General features: G+C 63.5%; 12 protein-coding genes. 6 read left to right on the top strand and 6 right to left on the bottom strand.

Features of this window, described 5'->3' with window-relative positions; translation table 11 throughout:
• Positions 1-64: 64 nt before the first annotated feature.
• The 4 genes from PSCI_RS19515 to PSCI_RS19500 are packed head-to-tail and all read right to left on the bottom strand — an operon-like array spanning position 65 to position 9,054.
• Entirely contained in the window at positions 65-2,905 is a 2,841-nt protein-coding gene (locus PSCI_RS19515) for a hypothetical protein (RefSeq protein WP_045490203.1), read from the bottom strand.
• Between the two features lie 33 nt (positions 2,906-2,938).
• The gene (locus PSCI_RS19510; RefSeq protein WP_045490201.1) at positions 2,939-5,260 is read right to left on the bottom strand and encodes a hypothetical protein; all 2,322 of its coding nucleotides are present in this window, start codon (positions 5,258-5,260) and stop codon (positions 2,939-2,941) included.
• A 39-nt stretch (positions 5,261-5,299) separates the two neighbouring features.
• Entirely contained in the window at positions 5,300-7,606 is a 2,307-nt protein-coding gene (locus PSCI_RS19505) for a hypothetical protein (protein ID WP_045490199.1), read from the bottom strand.
• Between the two features lie 35 nt (positions 7,607-7,641).
• Positions 7,642-9,054, bottom strand: coding sequence for a hypothetical protein (locus PSCI_RS19500; RefSeq protein ID WP_045490197.1), 1,413 nt, complete (start codon positions 9,052-9,054; stop codon positions 7,642-7,644).
• A gap of 165 nt (positions 9,055-9,219) precedes the next feature.
• On the opposite strand from PSCI_RS19500, the gene PSCI_RS19495 reads away from it, so the two are divergent.
• The 6 genes from PSCI_RS19495 (at position 9,220) to PSCI_RS19470 (ending at position 20,426) form a co-directional block, all read left to right on the top strand.
• Entirely contained in the window at positions 9,220-10,146 is a 927-nt protein-coding gene (locus tag PSCI_RS19495; RefSeq protein ID WP_045490195.1) for a hypothetical protein, read from the top strand.
• A 27-nt stretch (positions 10,147-10,173) separates the two neighbouring features.
• The gene (locus PSCI_RS19490; RefSeq protein ID WP_052483439.1) at positions 10,174-15,060 is read left to right on the top strand and encodes an RHS repeat domain-containing protein; all 4,887 of its coding nucleotides are present in this window, start codon (positions 10,174-10,176) and stop codon (positions 15,058-15,060) included.
• Positions 15,061-15,360: 300 nt separating this feature from the next.
• The gene (locus PSCI_RS19485; protein WP_045490192.1) at positions 15,361-15,912 is read left to right on the top strand and encodes a fimbrial protein; all 552 of its coding nucleotides are present in this window, start codon (positions 15,361-15,363) and stop codon (positions 15,910-15,912) included.
• 75 nt (positions 15,913-15,987) lie between these two features.
• On the top strand, positions 15,988-16,731 hold the full coding sequence (locus PSCI_RS19480; protein ID WP_084710030.1) for a fimbrial biogenesis chaperone: 744 nt from the start codon (positions 15,988-15,990) through the stop codon (positions 16,729-16,731).
• Positions 16,732-16,765: 34 nt separating this feature from the next.
• Positions 16,766-19,300 carry a fimbria/pilus outer membrane usher protein gene (locus PSCI_RS19475; protein WP_084710029.1) on the top strand — a complete coding sequence of 845 codons (2,535 nt, stop codon included), beginning with the start codon at positions 16,766-16,768 and terminating at the stop codon, positions 19,298-19,300.
• Positions 19,301-19,349: 49 nt separating this feature from the next.
• Positions 19,350-20,426 (top strand): fimbrial protein, encoded by a 1,077-nt coding sequence (locus tag PSCI_RS19470; RefSeq protein ID WP_052483438.1) that lies wholly within the window; start codon positions 19,350-19,352, stop codon positions 20,424-20,426.
• 4 nt (positions 20,427-20,430) lie between these two features.
• Here the strand turns inward: PSCI_RS19470 and PSCI_RS19465 are convergent, their stop codons facing one another.
• On the bottom strand, positions 20,431-21,876 hold the full coding sequence (locus PSCI_RS19465; RefSeq protein ID WP_045490190.1) for a hypothetical protein: 1,446 nt from the start codon (positions 21,874-21,876) through the stop codon (positions 20,431-20,433).
• 117 nt (positions 21,877-21,993) lie between these two features.
• Complete coding sequence (locus tag PSCI_RS19460; protein WP_231906446.1) at positions 21,994-24,117, bottom strand: autotransporter outer membrane beta-barrel domain-containing protein; 2,124 nt, start codon at positions 24,115-24,117, stop codon at positions 21,994-21,996.
• Between the last annotated feature and the right edge of the window lie 78 nt (positions 24,118-24,195).

Genomic DNA, 24,195 nt, shown 5'->3' with positions numbered 1-24,195 from the left:
GCACCTCGGGTCAAAAGCAATGGCCGATGACGCAGCCCCACTGCATGGCCGCGCCCTTATGGGGTTACAAAACACTAAGCAACAGGGTATTGCGGCTGTCGGCGACTTCCATCGGGGCAAAGGCAATGGCCAGCCGGTGCGCGTTGCCGTTCTTGTCCAGCAGGTCGACCTTTAGCGACTGCTCCAGGGCACTGGCGTCGGCCGAACCGGTGTAGCGCACGTCGTCAGTGCGCAACAGACTGACCAGCAACTGGCCTTCACCCACCTCTTCACCAGCGATGAGGTTCTGGTCCAGGGTCTTGCCGGGCATCACCCTGGCCAGACGCGCGTCGTACTGAATCTGCCGTGGGTCTTGCTGGTCTTGCTCGTCGTTGAACAGGTAGCCGGTGTAGCTGAACATGGTTTCGTTAACCCGGCGGCTCTCCCACTGAATCAGCGACTGGTTGGCTTCGAACTCGCAGCGCATGAAGCGCACGGTCTTGCCATCCTTGCCGGTGAACTCCAGGTACCAGTAGTCGGTGGTGGTCAAGAAATAGTCATAGTCTTCCGGCTGCGGCGGGTTGTTGCCACCACCGGCGACCCGTTTGGCCGCAAAGGCATAGTCACGGGCTTCGAATGCCGGCGGGGTCACCGGCACCAACTCGATGACGTAGGGCACCTGATTGCTGCGCTGGTTGGAATTGTGCTCGGCGAACCATTCATCGACGAAACGGGCATGCAACACTTGCGGGTCGCTGTCTTTGGTGTGCACGAACACTCGCCGCCGGGAAATGGCGCCCTGCGCCTGGTAACTGGCACAAGCCTGGGCGCTTGCCATGGCGTCGAGCCGATTGAAACGATTGGGCTGGGTACTGACCGCCCACTTGTAACTCACATCACCTTCAATGCCTTCCTGGGTCAGCGGCAGGTAGTCCAGCGCCTGGCCGCTGTCACGGTGAACGAGGGTCAGGCTGCTCAGCTCTTCTTCGGTGACTGGATAGTCGACACCGTCGACCGGTTCGGTTTCGATCTCCACATCCACGGCAATCTGCTGGTAGCCGTTGGCCGTGGCGCGGACCTGATTGGCGGCGGCGGTGAGCTGAAAGTTTTTCAGGCGCTGCCACGACTGCGCCTGGACGAAGTCGCTGAGGCTGATGATGCTGTAGCCGCTCATCCAGACGATGCCGTTGTTAAGCGCCTCGCAGCGCACCACGCTGGTCGGCGCCGACACTTGCGCAGGCGCACTGAACAGCCCTTGCGGGCTCACACTGCCCGGGCCGCTGGCGATACTCCAGCGCAAGGCCTCGGGCGGTATGTTGGCCGGCGCGCTCAGTTGCACCTGGGCGCTGCGCCCCACGCCGCTCACATGCGGGGGATCGACGGCCAGTGACTGGTTAAACGCCAGCAACAACACGGTGGCTTCGGTTGTCTGCCCGGTGGCAGCGTCCTTGACCTCGATCCGTTGCACGGCCAGGCCCTCGGCCCCCGGCAGCTCGGTGGGCGGGGTGTAGGTCACCTGGTTACCGCTGCCACTGAGGCTGCCATGGCGGGGTTCAAGCAGGGTCCAGGACAACTCGCCGCCGCCCAGGCTGACCGCCGCCAGACGCAACGGCCTGGGTGCGCCCGTCACATAGTGGATCGAAGCCTGGGGGGCCAGGCTGATCGCGTCGAATACCACGGACACCAAGGCACTGGCCCGACGCTGCTCACCGGTTTGCGGGTCGCGATACTCGGCGGTCACCACATTGCGCACGGTTTGCCGCCCCATTTGCTGAGGCCCGACGGCGGTGTAGGCACCATTGGCGATGCTGCCGGCCGCGTTCAAGGTGTTCAGGCTGCGCACGCTCCATTGCACACTGGCCGCATCAAGGCTGCGCGATGCCTGGCGTACGGTGAATGTCTGGCGGCTACCGGCGTGCAGCACCTTGAACAACGGCTCCAGGGTGATGCTGGTCAGGGCCGGGTCGATATTGCCGAACACGATCAGGTCGTGGGGATCGTGGCGCGAGCTTTCAACGAAGACGTTTTCCCCAGGGAACAGCAAGCTGTTGAGGATATCGAGGCGCTCTTGCTCGACATGTTCGATCATGTCCTGCGACAGCACCAGGGCTGCGGAATATTGATCATTGCCCTGGCCGTCGCGGTCATCCGGAATGAAATACGGAAAACCACTGCCTTCACCCGGAAAGCCGCCAGGCGAAGGCTTGCCGCGCAGGGCGATGAAAATCAGCACCCCGCCTTCACCATAGTTCGCCGCCCTGGCATCCTTCGCTCCCGGCGCCGCCTGAGTGCGGATGTAAAAGGTGGTGGGGGTCAAGGGGTTGTAGCCCTTGAGGTCCAGGGTGCCCAGCTCGAACACCCGCTTGTGGCGTGGCAACGCCTTGATAAAGCCCTCGAAGGCAACCCCGATACGGTTCTGCGCATTGAGTTGCTCGGCCAGGTTGCAGTTGAACGACAGGCTGTTGCGCAGGTCGAGGGTCACCCGGCCACGGTGGTCGACCTCGCCGACCACCATCGACAGGTTGATGCTCATGACCAGGCGATAGCCTTGCTGCTCGGCCAGGGTGTAACTGGACACCAGGGTAACGGGCTTGCCGACGGGCTTGGAATAAGTGCTGACCGTACCGGCCATGATCCCCAGCGTCAGGGTGGCGCGGGAGTTGTCCAGCGAGGCGGTTTCGAACGACAGTAGCGGCTTGCTGAGCACCACCGCGTGCAATTGCATCCATTCGCTCTGGTCGTCGCTGAGGTAGATTTTCTCCATGCTGAACGGCGGCAGGAAACTGAACTCATCGAAGCCAGCCACGAACTGCTGCTCGAGCAGGCGGTTGAGCCGGGTCCGGCCGAACACCGAAATCGCGCCCCAGCCCTGAGTAGTTTCACCCTGCTGCATGTAGGCCAGTAATTGTTGCCTGGAATTGCTCATCTTTGATCTCTCCAATCAAGCGGCGCACAGGGCTCAAACGTCCATGAATACAAGGCCGGAGCTGCGGGTTTGCGGGTAGTCGAACAGCGGTAGCGGCAGCAGGGTAAAGCCATACTGGGTTTGCCCCCAGGCCGTGGCAGAGCCGAGCACCAAGGCAAAACGCTGGGCCAGCGTGGCCGGGGTGGTGAAGATGCCATTGCTGATCGAGCCCACACCCGCCACGACTTGCCACTGCACCTCAGCGTCGGGAATCGTGTGAGCCCCGGACTTGAGCAGCAGCCTGGTCTGGTTGGCAGGCAGTGACACTGAGCTGTCGCGCTGGACGGCCAGCGGCAGATTGACCAGCGGCACCATGATCCAGGCCGACTTGGTCTTGCCGGTCGCCTGGTTGAGCACCACCAGCTCTTCGACGATGAATTCCTTGTCACCTACCGCGGTGGGCGCGGTGTACTTGTATTTGCCATCCTCCAGGGCCTCAAGCCGGCCGCCGTTGGCCGGGGTCTTGAGCGACCAGCTCAGGGTGCCTGAGCGGGTGCCGGCCGCCAGGGTGCGGCTATGCCCGCCGTCGCAGGTTTGCACCAGCGGGCTGACGGTGATGTCATTGACCACCACCGACACCAGCGCCGAGCTACTGTAGCTGCCGGCGGTGGCGGTAACCCTGACCCGCAGAAACGCCCCCTTGATCGTGGCCGGTGCGGTGTAACGGCCGGCGCTGCTGATATTGCCGGGGTTTTCATCGCTGCCCAGAATGTTGTGCACGCTCCAGGTCACCTGCGGCGCGCCCAGCGGCTCGATACTGAACTCCAGACTTTCGCCAGTACCCACCAGCGGTTGCAACGGCTTGACCTTGAATTTGGTCAGCGACGGGCCCACCCAGCCGAACAAGGCCATATCGCCAGGCAGGGCGATATCGTCCAGGACCACGGCATCGGTATTGCGAAACAGCAACGAATGCAACGCAAAGGTGTCGATGGGCGGCACGTAGCTGAGGAACTTGGGAAAATAAAACTGTAAATCCTCGAGGTTCTGCGCCGTATAAGCTGCTCGCTCCTGGTTGAAGAGGGTGACGGCCTGATTATGGTTGGAAAAGTCCGAAGCGATACCGAGTTGAAGCTGGCCAGGCGTTGCTACGGCGGGGTCTGGCTCGATCACCTGAGAGGTCGTATTGAGTCGGTAAGCTCTGGAAACCTTGGCATCGATAACGGCATACACTCCCGCATCCATGGGCCCGGCATCGGCCCAGCAGCGAGCGACACAGCAGTAGTTGGTGGAATTGCGCTGGTAATCAACACGAATCGCGCCATCCTTGATCTGGAAATGGACGTACTGCCCTTGATCTCGCTGCCAGTTGAACGGCGGGTCGAACGAACCCGAGTTATAGCTGTGCTCTCCCCAGCGGAAGGTATAGCTGCTGGCCGGCAACCTGCCGCCGTCAGGGTTCATTGCCCAGAACCGCGTTTCATTGCTGATGCTGTAGGTCCATGCGCCTGTGCCAATGTAGTCGCGGCCCAGTAGCTCCTCGGCCAGCGTATCGAGAAGAAACCTGTTGCCCAGCAACAGGGTGGCGCTGTAGTTCTTGTCACGGTCATTGGGAATCAGGTACTTGAAGCTGGCATCAGGATTGCCACCGCTGGTCTGCCCTTGCATGGCCACAAACACCAGCACCGCGCCGTCGCCGTAGTTATCGGCATTGCGCAGCTTGGCGCCGGGGGCGGCCTGGGTGCGCAACTTGATGCTGTCTGGCTTGATGGTGCTGTTGGCCGGTTTACTGATTTCACTGATCACCATCACCCGTTTGGCATCGGGCAACGCTTCGAACAACTGCTGGAAAAATTCGCCGCCCAGCCGCTGCTCACGCAGGTGGTCCGAATAGCTCAAGCTGAAATTGCTGCTGCGCTTGAGGTCCAGCACCACTTGCCCTGCGCGGGTCACCGTACCCGGTACATCCACCAGTTGCAGGTCCAGGCTCAGCTCAGGGCCGTTGAGCGGGTCGACCACTTCGACGCGGGTCGCCTCCCGGCCACCGGGCACAGCCTTGAAGGTGACATGGGTGCCACCGACCACCTGCATGGTCAGCTTGGCATCGGCGCTGTCCTTGTCGACGTTGGCGATCTCGAACGACAGCCGCGGAAAGTCCAGGGTGTAGTCGCTGATGTACTGGCCGACGGTGTCGCTGTCGCCGATGTAGCCCTGCACCGGTGGCAGGTAGTTGTTGGTGCTGAAGCGCTGGATGTACTCCTGCAGCAGCACGGTATTGGTGTCAGTGCGGTTGAACGCCAGAATCGCGCCCCAGTCCAGGGTCTTGGGTCCCTCTTTGAGCCAGTCGATCAGTTGGGTTTTGGATAAGCCGGCCATGTTGGCGGTCCTCGTGTTGCAGATAAAGTTAAGGCCGGTTCAAACCGCCTTGAATCTCAAACCGGGTGAAGAGGTCTGCTGCTGATTGAGCAACGGCAATGGCAGCAGCAGACAGCCGTTGAACACCCGCCCGGGTTGACGCTGGGTGGCCAGCAGCAACACGAAGTTATGGCGCAGCACCGGCGGCTGGGTATAAATACCGTCGGCATCCACCACCACGCCCTCACCGTCGCCGGCCAGCACTTGCCAGCTCAGTTGGTGGCTGGGTACCAGGCTGTTGCCACCGTGCAGCACCTGTAGCTTGAGCTGGCCGGGTGCAAGCTGAAACGTGTAGTCGGGCACGATGCTATGGGTCATTGATGCAAACAGGGTCATGACCCAGGCCGACTGGCTGTGCCCGCTCAGTTCGTCGCGGACAATGATCTGGTCGACGCCGTACTCCGGCAGCTGGTAGCGGTCGGAGGCCTGATAGGCACAAACACCCTCTGGCCCGGGTATCAGTCGGCCGCCAGTGCGGTCATCAGCCAGCGACCAGGTGAGTGGCCCGGGCGTTGTTGCCGCCGCCGCCAACAGGCAGCGCTGGCCGCGCTGAACGATCTGCACCACCGGGTTGATGGTGATGGTGTTGGCCACCAGTTGAATCAGCGCCGAGGCGCTGTGGCCATCGGTCTGGGCCGTGACGCAGACCGACAGGCCGGAGCCCTCAAGGTGGTCAGGGGCGGTGTAGAGGCCGTCCGGGGAAATACTGCCGCATGCATCGCGGCTATCGAATAGGTTGTGTGCGGTCCAGTTCAAGCCGCTTAAGCCCGGCGTTGTGGTGCGCAGTTGCAGGCTTTCGCCGAGCCCCAGCAGTGACTGCGGCGGATCAAGCCAGAAGCACGCCCGGGGCGGCCCGACCTGGGCACGTATGAGCAGGTCACCGGGCAACAGCACCTCTTGGGCCAGCAATGCTGCCGGCGCGTCAAACGCCGGCACTTGCCCGATAAACCTCTCCAGTGCCGGGCCTACGGTAAGGGTCTGGGTGCAAATCGAAGCCAGAAATTCACGCAGCCGCTCATCGCGGTCTGCCGCGCTGGGCGCTACAGCCTGCAATGCCTGCGGGTCGTGGGGATGGCAGGGGTCAAGCTGCCAAGTGAGTTCGACCTGCGGCGCCGCCGGGTAGACCGGTTCAAGCGTGCGCTGCACCGGGTCCACGGCCAGCCCGCTGCGCAGCCGCAGGTGCCAATCGGCAATCAGGGCCGCGTACAGACGCTGATTGCTTTTCAGGTTCAGCGAAGTATCTGCCTGGGTGACATTACCGATCAGCTCAAAGCACAGTTGCTCTTCAGACACCTCGGCCCAGGCCTGGGCACCTGCATCCAGGTACACCACGGGGGTTGCCCACATCGTTTCGACCGGGTCGTGATAGAACACCGGCCGCAGCATGAAGTACCCCGCAGTCGGCTGCAGACGCACAAACCCCGAGGCCTGGTTGAGCACTTGCCAACGGGCCTGACCGTTGGTCGCGGCCAGCCATTGCGCGCCCACCAGGGTGTCGATCAGCAGCCGGTTACTCAACACCAGGCTGGTGCCCCGCGGCGCGCCCGCTGCATCGGCCAGCAGCCAGGGAAAATCGGCACCCGGTGGCTCGCCCTCGGGCTGCCCGTGCATGGCAACCAACAGCAGCAACGCCCCGTCGCCCTCGTGCACCTGGGGCTGCGGCGCAGGCTGGGTACGAATGCTCACGCTGGCAGGTTCAATCACCTGCCCGACGGCCTGACTGATAGTGACCAACGGCAAGCTGCCTTGCGCGTCGCTCAGGCTTTTGAACAAGCGATCAAAGGGTTCGGTGTCGATAAACCGCTCCTGCGGCAGGCCGCTGAAGCCGAACTTGAACGCACCGCCCTCACGCAGGTCGAGCAGCACCTGCCCGGCACGGTTGGCATCAGGCGGGGCATTGTGCAGCGCCAGCTCAAGACTCAACTGCAGCCCGTGCAGCGCATCGAACAGCCACAGGCCGGTCACCTCAAGGTGCCCCTGAACCTGTTCGAGGGTCAGTTGGCGGCCGCCGGTCAGTTGCATGCTCAGCCGCAGGCCCGGCGCGTCCTGCTGCAGATCAGCGCCCTCTAACGACACATGCGCAGCACCGAAAGTGCAGGCGTCGAAGTACTGCCCGGCGATTTGGCGATCGCCGATAAACCCCTCGAACGGCGCAAGGTGCAGTGCCCGGCCGTAGCGCGCCAGCTGGCTTTGCTCAAGCAGCCTGTCAAGGTCGTGGCGGCTGAACGCCAGGATGGCGCCCCAACCCCGGGTTTGCGGGCCGGTACCCATCAGGTCCAGCAGACGGCTTGTCGACGGGCTGGTCATTGCAGCCTCCTGTTGATTGCAGGTGTGATGGTGGCTCAGGCGGCCGTGGTCAACACCAGGCTGGGGAATTCAAGCTCGGAATGGCCTTCGTCGAAGCTGACCCACACGCGCAGGGTCAACCGTGCACCGTTACCCAACCCCAGCAGATAGGCGCGCGACAGGGTGGCCAGAACTTTGCCCGCCTGCAGGTGCGCGTCGGTCACCACGGCGGCGTCCAGCACCGTCTCGTTGCGGCTGCTCTCAGCCAGGATCGTGACCTGCTGGCCAGGCGCCATGAACATCCAGCGATTGAGGGTGACCTGCACGCCAGCGGCCGGCACACAGGCCAGGCTCAGTTGCCCGGCGCTGACGCAGGCGCACTGCACGGTGCTGAACTGCGTTCTGGGCACCGCCACCACCCGCAGGTCGAAGGGCCGTGAGGTGGCCGGCGGCTGGCCGGCACGGCTCACGCGGTACAGCACATTCAGGCGTTTGCCCATGTTGGCCGGCACCGCACTGGCAGGAATACTGAACTGCCGCGGGTCGCTGGCATCGGCCTGCTCGGCGAGGTAATCGCCCGTGCTGCCAAAGCCCTGCCAGTGCACCTGCAACTGGTCGCCAGCCTCCAGTTCAACGTCATTGGCAATGCGCACCTTGGCGCCGCTGCGCAGCGACATGGCTTCGATATAGCCACGCCCCGGTTGGGGGTCGTTCAGTTCCGGCAGCGCGTTGACAACGATCGGCGCAGCCGGCCGCCAGGCGGCGCGTACCGCCACCTGCAAGGTGTGCGAGGAGCCGGCCGCGCCGGGCCTGGCGTATTGCCAGGTGAAGCTCAGGCTGGCATCGAGCTGCGCCGTCAGCCAGTCGGGCGCCAGGCTGAACAGCAATGCGCCGGCATCGATCTGCTCCTGGCCGACCCGTTGCGCCAGGATCCGGCTCTGCCCGGCCCGGCTACTGGTGGCGTAGAGCAATGCCTGATCGCCAGGTTGCATGCCATTCCAGGCCGCCACTCGCAACACCAGGCCCTGCGGAAAATCGTCCGGGTCCAGGGCCGGGCCGGTATGGCCGTCGATGCTCGCGGCGGGCAACAGCGGCGCAGCCGGCGCGCTGATAGCGAGCCGCTGCATCGGTGCCTGGTCCTCGGCGCGCTGCCCGTTACCGTCTGGAGCGTTGGCATATTGCACCCGGTAGCCCAGCTCGGCATGGCCACCGGCAATGAAGATCACGTGAGTGCTGTCCAACCCGGTGCTCAATACCTGGCCGGGCTGCGTCACCGTAAAGCTGTGCTGCCAGGGATCATCCGCCCAGCCATCGTCGGCGTAGCCTTGCCAGCTCAGGGTCACCCGGTCGCCGCTGCTCATGCCTGGGTAGGGGGCGATGGCCAGGGTGAAGCTGGCGCCGGGCAGGTCCGGGTCCAGGTGCAGGTCGTGGGATTCCTTCAACTGGGCTACAGGCAGTGTGCTGTCCATGCTATGCGGGCCTCTTGACGACGGATCGGTCTGTTGCGCTGAAGGTATATACCGCTGTGCACCCGCAGCCCACCTCTCAGAGCTGGCAGGTTCGGCGCGGCGGTACAGCGCATAGAGTGGCAATACAAGCGTCAATCGCAGACCACCCGCAGGACGACCCTGACCATGAACATGAACTTGAAACGCTTATTGAGCACCGGCGTCATCGTCGGGATGTCGTGGCTGGCATGCCATACCAGCGCAGCAGCCCCATCACCCCGAACAACCGGAACCATCGCCTTCTACTACCCGGATGGCAGCGCCCAGTGCTCCTACCCCATCGCTACCGGCGAGCATCTCTTCTATGATCAAAACTGTAGGTCGCTGGCCGACGGCAGCACTTTTCAGCTCAGAAATGCTCCGTCGGCGACGCGTATAACGTTCAAAAACCGCATTTCCAGTGGCACTGTGTACGCCACTACGGAAATACTGACCATCAAAGAACCCACCACAACGGACAAAATCGTTATTGCCGATCTGCGCACACTTCCCCCTGGGAGAGTTGCGGCGCCGGGCGTTAGATTCACCCATTACTGGTCGGCGCCCAGTGCACCTTCGCAGTCGATCACCCAGCTTATAATTGACGTTTCTCCCGAGCAGGCTGCCACGCTCGCCGAGCCCAAGCTGACCCTCGCAGGCGCCAACGGCGCCAACCACTGCACCCTGGAATTCAAAACTGCCGAGTACCGCTTCGAAGACGGTGACCCGTGCAAGAACGACGAGGCGGTGGGCATCGAGCTGGAGCATGCGCCGTCGGCCTCGAACATTCTGCTCACCGACGACGATGCCGTCAGCGGCACGCCGGGTTGTACCACCGATAACCCCGGCAATTACTTCTGGATCATGCTGCGCACCATCAAGGAAGACGTCAGCGTGCCGCCCATCGATCTCGACGACATCATTGCCACCCCTCGAGGCTCGGTGGTCGCGCCCGGGGTGCAAGTGATCGACTACTACCAGAACCCAGCCGGTAGCACACCGAAACGCCGCACCTCCTGCGTCAAGATCGAGGTCGATGCACCGGTGCCCTCCGTTCCTTTGCCCCGGCCCTGAGCCGCCCCCTACCGCGAGGTGCCCGCCATGGCCACTGCCCTGCACTCCAACGCCCTGAACTTCATGAGTTTCATCGAGGGAGGTGTCGACCCACGCACCGGGCTGTATACCTTCAGCGTCAACCTGCCGGAACTGCACAGCGATGACCTGGCCGGCCCCGCCGTGCCGCTGGCGCTGGGCTTCAGCCCACTGAATAACGAAGACACCGGCCTGGGCCTGGGCTGGAGTCTGCAACTGAGCCGCTACAACCGCGATACGCGGATCCTGTCGCTGAGCACCGGCGAAGCCTTCAAAGTCACCGAGGTCGATGGCCGCGGACAAATGCTGATGAAAGAGAAAAAGCTCGACAGCTTTCATGCTGCCGAGCTGGTCGGTAATCAGTACCGCATCGCTCACAAGTCCGGGCTGGTCGAGACCCTGCAGGAAATGGGCAGCGATGAGCGCCCGGTTGCGCTGCCAGTAAAGATCCAGTCGGCCGATGGCCGCCAGGTGACCCTGAGCTACGAGTATTTCAACGGCCAGCCACTGCTGGCCGAGGTGCGTGACCGCCAGCGCCGCCTGCTGACGCTGCAACGCAACAGCACTCAGGTGCTGCTGAGCCTGGACCCGGACCACAGTGCTGCGCTGTTCAGCTTTACTCTGGGCGGCGCGGACAACCGGGTCGAACGCATCAGCTTGCCCACCGTTGAGCAGGCCGGCTGGCGCCTGCAATACCAGGCATTGGGCGGCCTGCTGCACGTCAGCGAAGTCTGGACCCCCAGCGGTGCCCACGAAAGCCTGCGCTACGACGATGCCGGGCATGCCTTCCCTGGCGCCACCGGGCGGCCCAACCTGCGTCGGGTGACCCGGCACAGTACCGACCCCGGCCGGGGCCAGCCCCCCATCGAAGTGGGTTACAGCTATGGCAACCGTGACGTGCCGGCGATGCAGAATTTTCTGGGTTTCAACGCTCCGGGGCTGGTGTGGGAAGACAACGGCCTGGACAACCTGTACAGAATCACCGGCAGCTACCTGTACGGCAGCAGCGAAATCCTGCTGGAGGGCGGCCAGCCGGTGCGCACCATCGAGCGCACCTTCAACCGCTTCCATCTGCTGACCGAACAACTCACCACCCAAGGCCGCAAGGTACGCCGCAGCGCCACGCGCTACCACGCAGGCGACGATCTGGATTTCGACCAGCAGCCTGCCTTTTTCCAGTTGCCCGACACCGTGACCGACAGTTGGTACGACCTTGACGACCCCAACCGGGTGCGCAGCGAAACGGTGAAAACCCGCTATGACGGCTTTGGCAATCTGCTCGAAGAAATCAAAGCCAGCGGCCTCAGCGAAACCCGCACCTGGTACCCGGCAACCGGTGAGCCCGGCCAGTGCCCGGCTGACCCTGAGGGCTTCGTGCGTCAGTTGGCCAGCAGCACCGTGACCCCTGCGTCGGCCAGCCATGGTGAGGCCGCCCCGGTGCTGCGCCATCGCTATCGCTACCAGGCCCTGGCCAGCGTTGCCGACGCCGGCCAGCCCTGGCTGGTGATGAGCGAAGAAGAGTTGCTGCAAGTGCAGCAAAGCCATGAGACGCTGCTGCAACGCATTGAGTCAAGCTACCTCGACGCACCGGCTGACCGCTTCGGGCATGGCCGCCTGCAGCAGGAGCGCCTGACCCTCAATGGCGTGACCCACCTCACCGATTACCGCTACAGCACTAACCCGGAGCGGCACGTGCTGCACACCGAGCAGACGCTCAGCAGCAGCCTGGATGCCGAGCGCAAGCTGATCAGCCTGGAGCATTCGTTGCTCAGTGGCTTGCTGCTGTTGACCCATGAGGCCGACAACGATGTGCAGATCCGCTACCAGTACGATGCCCTGCAACGGGTGACGCTGGAGACCGTGGCCCCGGATGACCCGCAGTACCAGGCGAGCCGCCAATACCGCTATGGGCTGGTGGGCGCTGGCGGGCAAACGGCCTGGCAGGAAGTCACCGACGTCAAGGGGCTGACCCGGCGTAGCGAGCTGGACGGCCTGAGCCGGGTCATCGAAGAACAACGCCAGGACGTCGATGGCGACAACGCCCTGCGGCGTACCTATACCGCGCAGTACGACGCCCGCGGTCGGCTGGCCAGCGAGACCGAATACGATTGGCTGGGCAGCCGTAACCTGGCCCTGACCCGCCGGTTGGGATACGACGACTGGGGCCAGGCGGTCAGCGAAACCGGCCCCGATGGGGTGCTCAACTTCAGCCTGAACGAGCCCTTTGGCTGGCTGGACCCGCAGGGCGCCTATATGCCGGCCCAGCTCAGTTGGCAACAACCCAATGCCGCCACCAATGAACGCTTTGGTCTGACCATCAGCCAGCTTAATGCCTTTGGCAAGCCACACAGCATTGAACGTTTCGATCTGGACGGCCACAGCCTGGGCCAGCAACTGAACTTCTATGACGGCCTGGGCCGCTGTGTGCAAAGCCTCGACCTGCAGGGCCACGCCACGTCCTACCGCTACGACGTCTTTGACCGGCTACTGTGCACCACCTTGCCCAATGGCGACCAGGCGCTGCGCCAGTTCACCGCGCACAGCAGCGCCGAGCTGCCCAGTCAGCTTCAAGTGCTGCCGGCCAATGCACGCCTGGCAGCGATTAACGTGGGCGAGCAGGACTACGACAGCCTGGGGCGGGTGGTGCGGCTCAAGACCGGTACGCGCACCGAACAGTATCGCTACGCGCCCGGCCAGGCTCAGGCCAGCGAGCGGATCAGCGCTGCCGGTGCGTCGATTCACTACCGTTACGCACCGGGGCTGACCGCCGAGCCGCTGAGCACCGAAGCCCCCGACGAGCAGGTGAGCTTCGACTACGACCGGCTCAGTGCGCAGTTGCTCAGCGCCAGTAACAGCCAGGGCAGCCGCCATTACCGTTACGACAGCACCGGGCAACTGCGTGAAGCCACTTGGCACACCGCACAAGGCAATTGGACATCCGAGTACCAGCACTCGCTGCTGGGCCGGGCGTTGCACAACAGCGGCATCGACGGTTTGCACACTGACCAGCGCTATGATGCGCAAGGCCGGCTGCAATCACTGACCCAAGGTACTGTTCAGGTCGCGTTCGAATACGACGCGCTGGGCCGGCGCAGCCGGATTGTCACCAGCAGCCCGGACAACTGCCTGGACACCCGCCTGGAATACGACGAGCACTCGCGCGAGGTGCTGCGCACTCTTTACCCCGCAGGCCAATCGGTACTGACCCTGAGCCAGAGCTGGCGCAATGATGACCAGTTGCTTGAGCGCCATCTGCAGCAAGGCAGCAACAGCCTGGTGCATGAAACATTCAACTATGACGACCGTGGCCGGCTGATCGACTACCGCTGCGATGGCAGCCAGTTGCCTGCCGACGAACAGGGCAACCGCATCGAGCAGCAGCTGTTTCGCTTCGATGCGCTGGATAACCTGACCCTGAGCATCAGCCGGTTTGCCGACGCGACCTCTGACCGTGCAACCTACAGCTACGCGGCCGACGACTCCTGCCGCTTGCAGCAGATCACCCACACCCACGCCAGCTACCCAGCCTACATCGACTTCGCCTACGACGCGGACGGCAACCAGCTCAATGACCAGCACGGCCGCCGCCTGCACTACGATAGCCAGGGCCGCTTGCTGGACCTGCACGGCCCCGCCGGCGAACCCTTGGGGCAGTACCGCTATGACGGTCACAACAACCTGCTGAGCGTCACCGAAGACAACGCCGAGCCGCGCTGGCATTTCTTTGATGAGCAGGGGCTGGGCAGCACCGTCCAGGCGCAAACCCACACCCATTACCTCAGCGAGAGCGGCACGCCGCTGGCGCAGCAGCGCAACGACGGCGAGCCGGCGCTGTTGCTGGCCTGCAACGCGGCAAACAGTGTGGTGGCCGAGTTGCGGGATCAGCAGTACCACCATGCGTTGTATAACGCCTGGGGGCAACGCAGCAGCGGGCAAGACCAGCCGCTGCTCAGCACCGCCGGCTTCAATGGCGAACCGCACGACACGCTGACCGGCTGCTACCTGCTGGGCCAGGGTTACCGCGCCTACAACCCGGCGCTGATGCGGTTTCACAGCCCCGACAGCCTGAGCCCATTCGGCGCCGGCGGGCTGAACCCCTATGCCTACTGCCTGGGCAACCCGGTGGCCTTCCAGGACCCCAGCGGCCACAGCGTCGGCCAGCTCGAATACAGCCGGTTCAAACCCAACGTCGGCGGCATCGCCTTGAATCTGCTGATCAGCGCGGTCTTCACAGGTCTTGCCATCGGCACTTTGGGCTCGGCCACGCCGTTCATCATGGCCATCAGCATCGCCGGCGCCGGCGCCGGCGTGATCGGCACCGGCTACACCACCGCCGCGATGCTGCAACGCGACCCGAAAAAGGCCCAGCAACAGAGTGAAATCGGTGCAGCCGCTCATCGCCTGGAGATGCTTTTCGGCTTAGCGTTCATGGCCAAGGGCATGGGCAAGTGGTTGGTGAAAAAAACTGCGGCCCTGCCGTTGAAACGTGACTGGCGAGGCAATGCCGAAGAGCTCTGGCAAACAAAGTACAAGTTCATGGGGAGCTCCGCTGACCAGCAACCCCTGATACAGGACATGCAGGTCTACAATCGTTTCAGACCGAGTAAAGCAACGCAGACTGAAGATTTTCTTATCAACCCAAGGCCGCAAACGTCGCCTTTGTCGTCGCCAGCAGTCAGCCGGCAAACGAGCATCTCAAGCTCTGGCAGCAGCGCTGTAAGCGAAGCATCGCTCCCGGTACAGGCAGCGCCGAAGATAGTTGGAAAACCCATTCCCCCATCAGCGCAATGGCCAACAGTGCAGAGCGCTAGCGGGCTGAAACATGCTACGGGCCTTCCAACAGCTGGCAATCCGACCTATCAGTTCACGGTCCCGGAAATCAGAAAACCGAACTGATTAATTTAGCAATGAGAACTCTTGCAGCAGGCCGCTAGAACTATACATGTATAGATTACTTGACGGCCTTTTGCCAAGCCTTCTAGCTCCTACAAAACTACGGGAATTTTTCCTACTTCCGCGTGGAACCTTCCTATATCGACCTTCGCGCGCCACGCCTATTCTTTGCGCCGCCCTGTAGGACGTTACTTACAACCGCTTGGTAATTTGCTTACAGGCATTCACGCGCAATATCAAAGCGCAATCAGACGCTTCGTTAGTTCGCAGCGTTCTGGTTTCAGCTCTCAAAAGGAAGATTCAATGAAACAAGCATTACTCGCCCTGCCGCTGACTCTGCTGATGGGCGTGAGCGCCAACTCGGCCCTGGCCAACACCGGCACCATCAACTTCAACGGTGCCATCACCGCCACCACCTGCCCGATCCAGATCATCGACCCGGTGACCGGCAACCCGACCGGCAGCCATGTGAACATCGGTATTGTTTCGGCCAGCCAATTCACCAGCGCCGGCCAGGAAATCGGCAACGCCCGCTTCGGCCTGCGCCTGACCCCGGGTGGCGGCTGCACCGTGGCGCCGGGCGACGTCGCCAGCGTGACCTTCACCGGCACCAAGGACACCACCGGCAACTACTTCCGCTTCATGCCGGTCGACAGCCCGGCAGGCGGCGTGGTGGCCGCCCTGCGTGACGACCTGGGTGACCCGGTGCTCAACGGCCAGCCATCGCGTGACTTCGACCTGGACGACACGCTGCCCACCGACATGGTGTTCCATGTCGCCCACCGCTCCGAGAGCGCCACGGTCACCGCTGGCGGCACCAAGGCTGACGTACGCTTCTCGGTAGCCATCAACTGATGCCCGGGCGCGCCCGGCGTGCCAGCGCCGGGCGCCGCCTGCCTCCAGGTCTTTTTGCCCTCCACAGGTATTTCCATGTCTTTGTCTTTCATGGCCAGGGGCCGCCCCGCCCTGCTGGCCGGCGCCTTGTTGCTCGGTCAGTTTCCTGCCAGCCACGCCGCGCTGACGGTCAGTGGCACCCGCGTGGTGTTTCCCGGCGACAAGAACAGCGTGTCGTTGATCGTGTCCAACCCCAGTGCGCAGCCCTTCGCGGTGCAGACCTGGGTCAATACCGCCGACGACGACACCACCACCGCCGTGCCCTTCATGATCACCCCGCCGCTGTTTCGGCTCGACCCCGGCCAGGACCAACAGTTGATCATCAACAAATTGCCTCACGAACTGCCCACCGACCGCGAGTCGCTGTTCTATTTCAATGTTCAGGAAATTCCCCAGGCCCATGACGCCGGCACGCAAAACCTGCTCAACATCGCCCTGCGCACCCGTTTGAAGCTGTTCTACCGGCCTGCCGGGCTCAAGGGCGGGCCTACCAGCCAGCTCAAAGAACTGCAGTGGTCAGTGCAGCAGGTCGGCGGCCAGACCCGCTTGCAGGTCGACAACCCCGGTCCCTTCCATGTGTCGTTCACCCGCATGGACATCAGCGGCAATGGCCAAACCCAGCGCCTGAACAGCCCGCCCATGGTCGCCCCCATGAGCCGGCAAAGCTACCCGCTACCGGGTGTCAAGGCCACCAGCGGCCTGCAGGTCACGTTCGCCGCCATCAACGACTACGGCGGTGTCAGCGACGATCACAGCGCAGCACTTCAGTTCAGGCCCTGAGCCTTTCCAGCCGTACTGCCAGGAATATCCCCACATGCTTTTGCTTATCGGCCCCACAGGGCTGACCGCCCGCTTGCGCCTGACATTACTGCTGGGCGCCAGTGGCGGTTGCCTTTACTTCACCCCCCTCATGGCCACCGCGACGCCATTGCAAGCCGGGTCGCCACCCCAGTTCCAGGCCGGTTTCATGCGTCAGGCCGGCACCGAGGGTGCGGCCGCCGCACAACTGGCGCTGTCGAACCTGAGCGGACACAGCCCTCTGGCGCCGGGCCGCTACCCGGTCAGCCTGACGGTCAACCTCAAGCCGTTCGAGCCACGCAGCCTGGATTTCCATCTCGATCAAGTCAACGGGCAACTGACCGCCTGCCTGCCAGCGCAGTTGCTGCAAGACATCGGCGTTAACCCGGCGGCGCTGGCCGAGCCGCTGCCCGCAGCCGACACCTGTATCGACCTGCCGCGTCTGATTCCCCAGGCCAGTGCCCGGTTCGACAGCCAGCGCCTGAGCATGGCGCTGTCGATTCCGCAAGTGGCGATGCGCCGCGAAGTCAGCGGCCAGATCGACCCGGCACGCTGGGACAGCGGCATCAATGCGGCGTTCGTCAACTATCAGTTGGCGGCGCAACAGGGCAGCGGGCGTAACGGCGCACGCCATAACAGCGACGACCTGTACCTCAATGGCGGCTTCAACCTCGGCCAGTGGCGGTTGCGCAGCAGCCAGGCCCTGCGGCAGAACCCTCAGGGCCAGCGCCAATGGACCCGCGCCTACACTTACGCGCAGCGGGACTTGCCGGGCACCCACGCCAACCTGACCCTGGGCGAGACCTCGACCGGCGGCGAGGTGTTCCGCAGCCTGCCGATCAAGGGCCTGGTGATCGCCACCGACATGGCCATGCTGCCCGACGTGCTGCAAGGCTACGCCCCGCTGATCCGTGGGGTGGCCAACAGCCGCGCCAGGCTTGAGGTGTTCAACAACGGCTATCCGATCTACACCACCTATGTCAGCGCCGGCCCCTACCTGATCGACGACCTGAGCATCGGCGGCGGCAGTGGCGAGCTGGAAGTGGTGCTGACCGAAGCCGACGGCCAGGTGCGGCGCTTTACCCAGCCCTACTCGACCCTTGGCAACCTGATGCGCGAGGGGGTGTGGCGCTACGGCCTGGCGCTGGGCCGCTACAACCCGGCGGGCAGGCTCGACGAGCCGCTGCTGGCACAAGCCAGCCTGGCGCTGGGCACCGCCTGGGACCTGACCCTGTACGGCGGCCTGCAAGGTGCGGGGTTCTATCGCGCCGCCACCCTGGGCGTGGCCCGCGACCTGGGTCAGTTTGGCGCGCTGGCGCTGGACGTCAGCCATTCTGCGGCGGACATCGACAACCGCACCACCACTAGCGTGTCGGGCCAAAGCTACGCGGTCAAATACGGCAAGGCGTTTGCCACCGATACCAGCCTGCGCTTTGCTGGCTACCGCTACTCCACCGAGGGCTACCGCGATTTTGCCGAGGCGGTGCGCGAGCGCAGCCACGAGAGTACCTGGCGCGGCAGCCGCCGCAGCCGCCTGGAGGCTTCAGTGTTCCAGAATCTGGGCAAGGCCAGCACCCTGAGCCTGACCCTGTCGCAGGAAGATTTCTGGCACAGCACCTACCAGCAGCGCCAGTTCCAGCTCAACTTCAGCCATATGCATCGCGGGGTCAGCTACAACCTGTTCGCCTCGCAAGCCCTGCAGGACGACAGCCGCGCCGGCCAGGACCGTCAGTTCGGCATTACCCTGTCGTTCCCGCTGGACCTGGGCCACTCCAACCGCGCCACGCTGGGCTACCTCGACAGCGGTGGCCGTCACAGCCAAAGCGCACGGCTGACCGGCAGCGCCATGGATCAGCGCCTGAACTACGCCACCTCGCTGGGTAATGACCAGCACAGCGGCCAGTCCGGCTCGCTGTCCGCCACCTGGCAGGCACCGTTCGCCAGCCTGGGCGCCGGCTTCACCCAGGGCCGCGATTACCGCAGCAGCTCGGTCAACGCCAGCGGCTCGGTGTTGCTGCATGCCGGTGGTATCGAGCTGGGCCCGCACCTGGGCGAAACCGTCGCGCTGGTCCATGTGCCGGACATCCCCGGCGTCGGTCTGAACAACGTGACCGGGGTCAAGACCAATGCCCGAGGCTACGCGCTGATGCCGCACCTGCGCCCCTATCGGGTCAACCAGTTGACGCTGAACACCGACGCACTGGGTGCCGACGTGGAAATCGACAACGGTGCAGCGCAAGTGGTGCCGCGCCGGGGTGCGGTCATCAAAAACACCTTCAGCGCCCGTCAGGTCAACCGCTTCGTGTTGACCCTGAGCCTGGAAAACGGCCAGCCGTTGCCATTCGGCGCCCAGGTGCTCGATGCCGAAGGCACGCTGCTGGGTAACGCCGGCCAGGGCGGCCAGGTGCTGCTGGTCAGTCACGAGCAGCCGCAGACCTTACAGGTACGCTGGGGTGAACAGCACCAGCAACGCTGCCAGTTGCTGCTGGACCCGGCGACCATGCAGCAGCGCCAGGGCTATCGCCTGCAAGCGCTGACCTGCCGTGCCTGACTTTCTTACCCTGCGCCAGGCCCGCCTGGCGCTCTACAGGATTGCCCCTATGAAACCTGTTTCACGAGGCGCCCTGGGCGCCTTTGCCCTGGTCGGCGCGTTACAGATCCAGCCGGCCATAGCGCAAAGTACCTGCTGGATCAGGCCCGATAACAACCCGAGCATGACCTACGACCTTAATCTGGGCGCGGTGTATGTACCCAGAGACGCGGTCGCAGGCAGTGTGATCGGCATTTTCGAGCAGCCATTTGGCCTGATCTCCAATGAGGGCCGCTATGTAGAGTGCCAGAACGATGGCGTGTCGGTACTGACCTTCATTACCCGCTCGCTGGCACCGATTTTCCCCGGCAACCTGCCACCGGTGCTGGGTCAGGACTTCAATGGCAAGGTGTACGAGACCGGTGTGCCGGGCATCGGTGCAGTGATCCGCCTGGGCCATCCGTTCGATGGCCTGGCAGCGGACGCCTTTGAGCCGCAGGGTGAGCCGCTGGTGCCGTTCATGGCCTTGCTGCGCGCGAATATTGCGGCCTTGCCGATCACCCCATTGCAGGGCCAGGTGACACTGGTCAAGACCGGCCCGATCGCGGCGGGGCCGCACATGGTCGACACCGCACTGTTTCATGGCCAGTTCAGCCTGGTGCCGCGCGCCATCGACTTCCATATCCGCGCCAATGTGATCCAGGCCCAGTGCAACGCTGCGGCCGTCAGTGACGACCCGGTCAAGCTCGGTGAATGGCGCGCCACGCAGTTCAGCGCACCGGGCACCACCACCACCCCCACGCCGTTCAGCATTCGCTTGAGCAACTGTGACAGCGACCCCAATGATGACAATCTCGCCTGGGCCACGGTGCGCCTGGACGGCGTCAACGGTTCGACTCCGGTGCCGGGAGTGGACGGGGCCTTTTCCCTGACCAGCGACTCCACCGCCCAGGGCGTCGCGGTCCAGATTCTGCGCGGCGATGGCGTCACCCCGATTGCCTTGCAACAAGAGGTGCCGATCGCCACCCTGACCCCAGGCGACACCGTACTGGACCTCAGTGCCCGCTACTACCAGACCGCTCAGGCCAATGGCGTCAAGGCCGGCCAGGCCAAAGGCTCACTGAGCTTCACCATCAGTTACCAGTGACCGCTCAAGCCACCAGTTGCAGGTTCAGGGTCGGGAAGGTAACGGTGCTGCTGCCACCATCGAAGCTGACCCTGGCCTGCACCGTCAGCGCCCCCAGCGGCAGGCCCTCCAGCAGGCTCTTGAGCGCATTGGTGGATACATGAGCAGCATCGACATCGCCTTGTGTAATGCGATAGTCATCGAGCAACACCCGGGTGGCGCCGCTGGCGAGCAGGCTGATGGTCAGCCGCTGTTCGGCGGCCATGAACATCCATTTTGGCAACCGGAAGGTGGCGTGATCTATGACCGTGGCCAGGCTCAGGCGCCCTGACGCGATAGTCGGCCGGGTGCACTGGATGGTCGGCCAACCGCTGCCCTTTTGCTGCACGCTTAGGGTGTGATGCTGCGACTCTTCATCCGGACCATTGCCACTGACCCGGTAGTAGACCGCAATCTGCGTGCCCATGTGGGCTGGCACATACTCGGCGGGCACCTTGTAGCGGCGTTCGGCTTCAGCATCATCCGTCTGGTAGGCGCCATGGGTGCCGGGCGTTGCCCAGAACACTTCGATGACATCGCCAGGTTTGAGCACCGCTTCAGGCGCAATCACCACCGTGGCCCCGCTGCGCGCGGAGTCAGGATTGAGCGAACTCTGACTGCCTGACCCGACAGCCTCGGCCACCGTCGGCGGCGGCAATACACGCCCCACGGGTTGGGCCCGCACGGTCAGGCGCACAGGGTTGGAATATGGGCTGGTATTGCCGGCCCGATCCTTGAGCTGATAGCAAGCATAGCGCTCACCATCGCCGCGATCACGGATCATCTGCCCGGCAAACGCCAGGCTGATGGGCTGGACGGTGCCGCGCGGCAAGGGCCGGCTGGCCACTTCATCGGCCGGTAGAACCTGCTGCGGATCGCGGCTCCAGTACCAGGTAATCACATCCCCCGGCGCCGCCAACGGGTAAACCGGCACCTGCCCCAGTAGCTGGTCGCCATGGTCAATCAGGTACTGCTCGGTAATGGTGTCGGTGTCGAAGATCAGCCGCCCGCTATTGTTGCCCAGTACCGGCGCGGTGAGGTCAATGGTGACCTTCTGCTCCAGCGAGTGGGGGTAGAATTCGCTGGGGGTGGTCAGTTCATACCAGAGCTGATGCTCGCCCTGGGCAAGCCGCACTACCGGCACTTGAAACAGGAGATCTTGCGGCGGAATGTCCGGATAGGCGTCGCTGGGCCATTGTTTCTCGTACACCGGGTGATGACTGGCGCCGGTGGTCCAGTACACGCGCAGGATGGTGCTCCTGCCAGAAATGGGCGTGTGCTCCCAGGCCGGCACCTCCACCGGCAGCGGTGCGTAGGCATCGGTCGCCGGCAGCAGGCCGGTTTCATCCCATTGCGGGTCATCGGGCAACAAGGCCGGCACCACCGGTACCGGCAAGGTGATCACAGACGGGGCTTGATCAGACGGGCTCATGCTGGACGCTCCTCGGTGCGCGGGTGGCTAAGGCCCATTTAACCGCTGTACACCGAGGTGCGGCACTGGCAGAACCATCAGGTTGGCTGCCAGTGACTTGTGTACGAATGCAACCGCTTACCAGTTGTAGCGCAGCCCCAGGTTGGCGCCCCAGGGCTGGTCGATGCGTTTGCCGTTGCTGTAGTCGAAATCAGCATGCACCTGCCACTGCTCGGCGAACGACATGGCAAGGCCGACACCCAGCTCGCCCCGCGAGCCGGACAGGTCGTTGTTGAAGCGGTTGTCGTTGACCCGCACCTGATTGTCGTCAGCGAACTCATGCACCAGTGCGGCACGCACATAAGGCTGTACCGTGCGGCCCTGGCCGAGATCGAAATCACGCCCGGCGGTGGCACCGAGCTTGCCCAGCACCGAGCCGCTGCGCTCGCCTTCGGCACGCATACCATTGGACAGACGGTAATCCTTGCCACTGACGGTCAGCGCCGAGAGCTGACCAAAGGGCTCAATGAAGTAGCCATCGTCCAGTTTGATATGGCGGCCAAACTCCAGCGACGCGCCCAGGCCATTGTTGTGGTAGCTGCCCTTGCTGCGCTGGCCATCGCTCATGGCGACATCGGCCTTGTTGCGCAGGTGGTTGAACTTGACCACCGCGTCGAGATAGTAACCGCTCTGGGCATCGAGCCAGGTGCCGTAGCCACCGACGTAGAAGCTGTCGACACTGCCACTGGTGCCCTTTTGCAGGTCAAGGTCCGACTGGCTGTAACCGGCCAGTACACCGACCAGCCATTGCCCGTCACCATAAGGCAGCGGCGCATCAGCCCCCAGGCTCAAGCCCTGCTGGGTCTGCCGGTAGCTCACATCGGTGCTGACGTCATATTTATTGCCATAGGCGCGCATCCAGCCGCCCGCCTGGCCGGGGTTATGGCGCAGCTCGCCCATGCGCGTGCGCAGGCTGCTCAGTTCGCCATACCACACCGTGGGCGCGGCATTGAACAGGGCCAGCACGGAAGCCGTACCCGGGCTGATGACTTTGGTGGTGGTGTCCAGATACCAGTCATTGCCCTGGCGCAGCAGGTCATAAGACCAGGTGCCGAGGTCGACCGGCCCGCCCAGCAGGCTGAACTGCGCGTCACCGTCGGCAATCCGTACCATGTGCAGGCTGGCGTCCTTGAGCGGGTCCTGACCGCTGGCGGTGACCGCCAACTGATGATTGCCACTGGCATGACCGGTCACATCGAGAAAGTCGTTGCGGCCCTGTATGAAATCGGCCTGCATGGCAAAGGTTCCATTGCCAGACAGTTCACCCAGCGACAGGGTATGAAACGCACCTGGCTGGCCGAAACGTACGCTGCCGCCGTCCAGGCTCAAGCTGGCCAACTGATTGTCGCCGGCCATCACCCATTGCGCGCCACTGTCGACCGCCAGGCTGGCGACGTTGTAAAGGTTGCCGGTCAGGCTGGCGGCATTGTGCAGTTTCAGGTTGGCGGTGGAGCCCTGCTCAACGTGGACATCACCGGTCAATTGGCTGTTGCTGACATTCAGGTTGGCAGTGGCGCCGGTGTTGACGTTCAGCAGCACACCATTGGCCCCCTTGAGGGTCGAACCATTATTGACCTGAATCTCCACCGGATTGGAGGGCAGGCCATAGTCAGCGACGTCGATGGCGGCGCCACCGGTGCCTTCCACGGCCACGCCATCGAGCACCAGGCTGGCCGGCCGCGACAGGTCCTCGCCGGGATTGAAGTGCACCCCGATGTCGCCGGTAATCGAGCCGCCTTGCACCGAAGCCTGGCCATTGTTGATCCACAGGCCGTAGGCGCCACCACTGATCTGGGTATCGAAGGCGGTAAACGTGTTTCTGCTGCCCACTCTGACGCCGGTGTCGCCACCCTGGATGATGCTGGCGCGCACAATGGCCGTGGAGCCCTCGGCATCGATGGCGTCACGCCCCATGAACAGGCCGGTGTCACTGGCACGGATGGTGCTGCCAGTCACATTGGCAGTGGCGGCAGACAGATAGATACCTTGCGTCGTGCTGGTGACACTGGAGTTGTTCAACACCAGCGCCGAGTCACGCTCGACCTTGATTGCAGAAGTGCTGGCACCATTGCTTGTCAAAGTGGCGCCATTAATGACCCGGTAATCGGTAATTGGTGTCGAGGCGTCAATGGTCTTGTCAAATCGTACTGTTTCGGCGCGGGCCTGTTGCGCGACCAACATCGCGGGCAGCATAGGCGTCATGAGTAAAAGTTGCAGGGCGGCAGAAAGCGGCGCTCGGCGAAAGGGCGGGCGAAAGGACATTACGGCGTCTCCAGATTG

This window comes from Pseudomonas sp. StFLB209 (genome assembly GCF_000829415.1).
Taxonomy (GTDB): domain Bacteria; phylum Pseudomonadota; class Gammaproteobacteria; order Pseudomonadales; family Pseudomonadaceae; genus Aquipseudomonas.
Note: the sequence above shows the minus strand (reverse complement) of the source record. Positions and strands in the feature narration are given on the sequence as shown.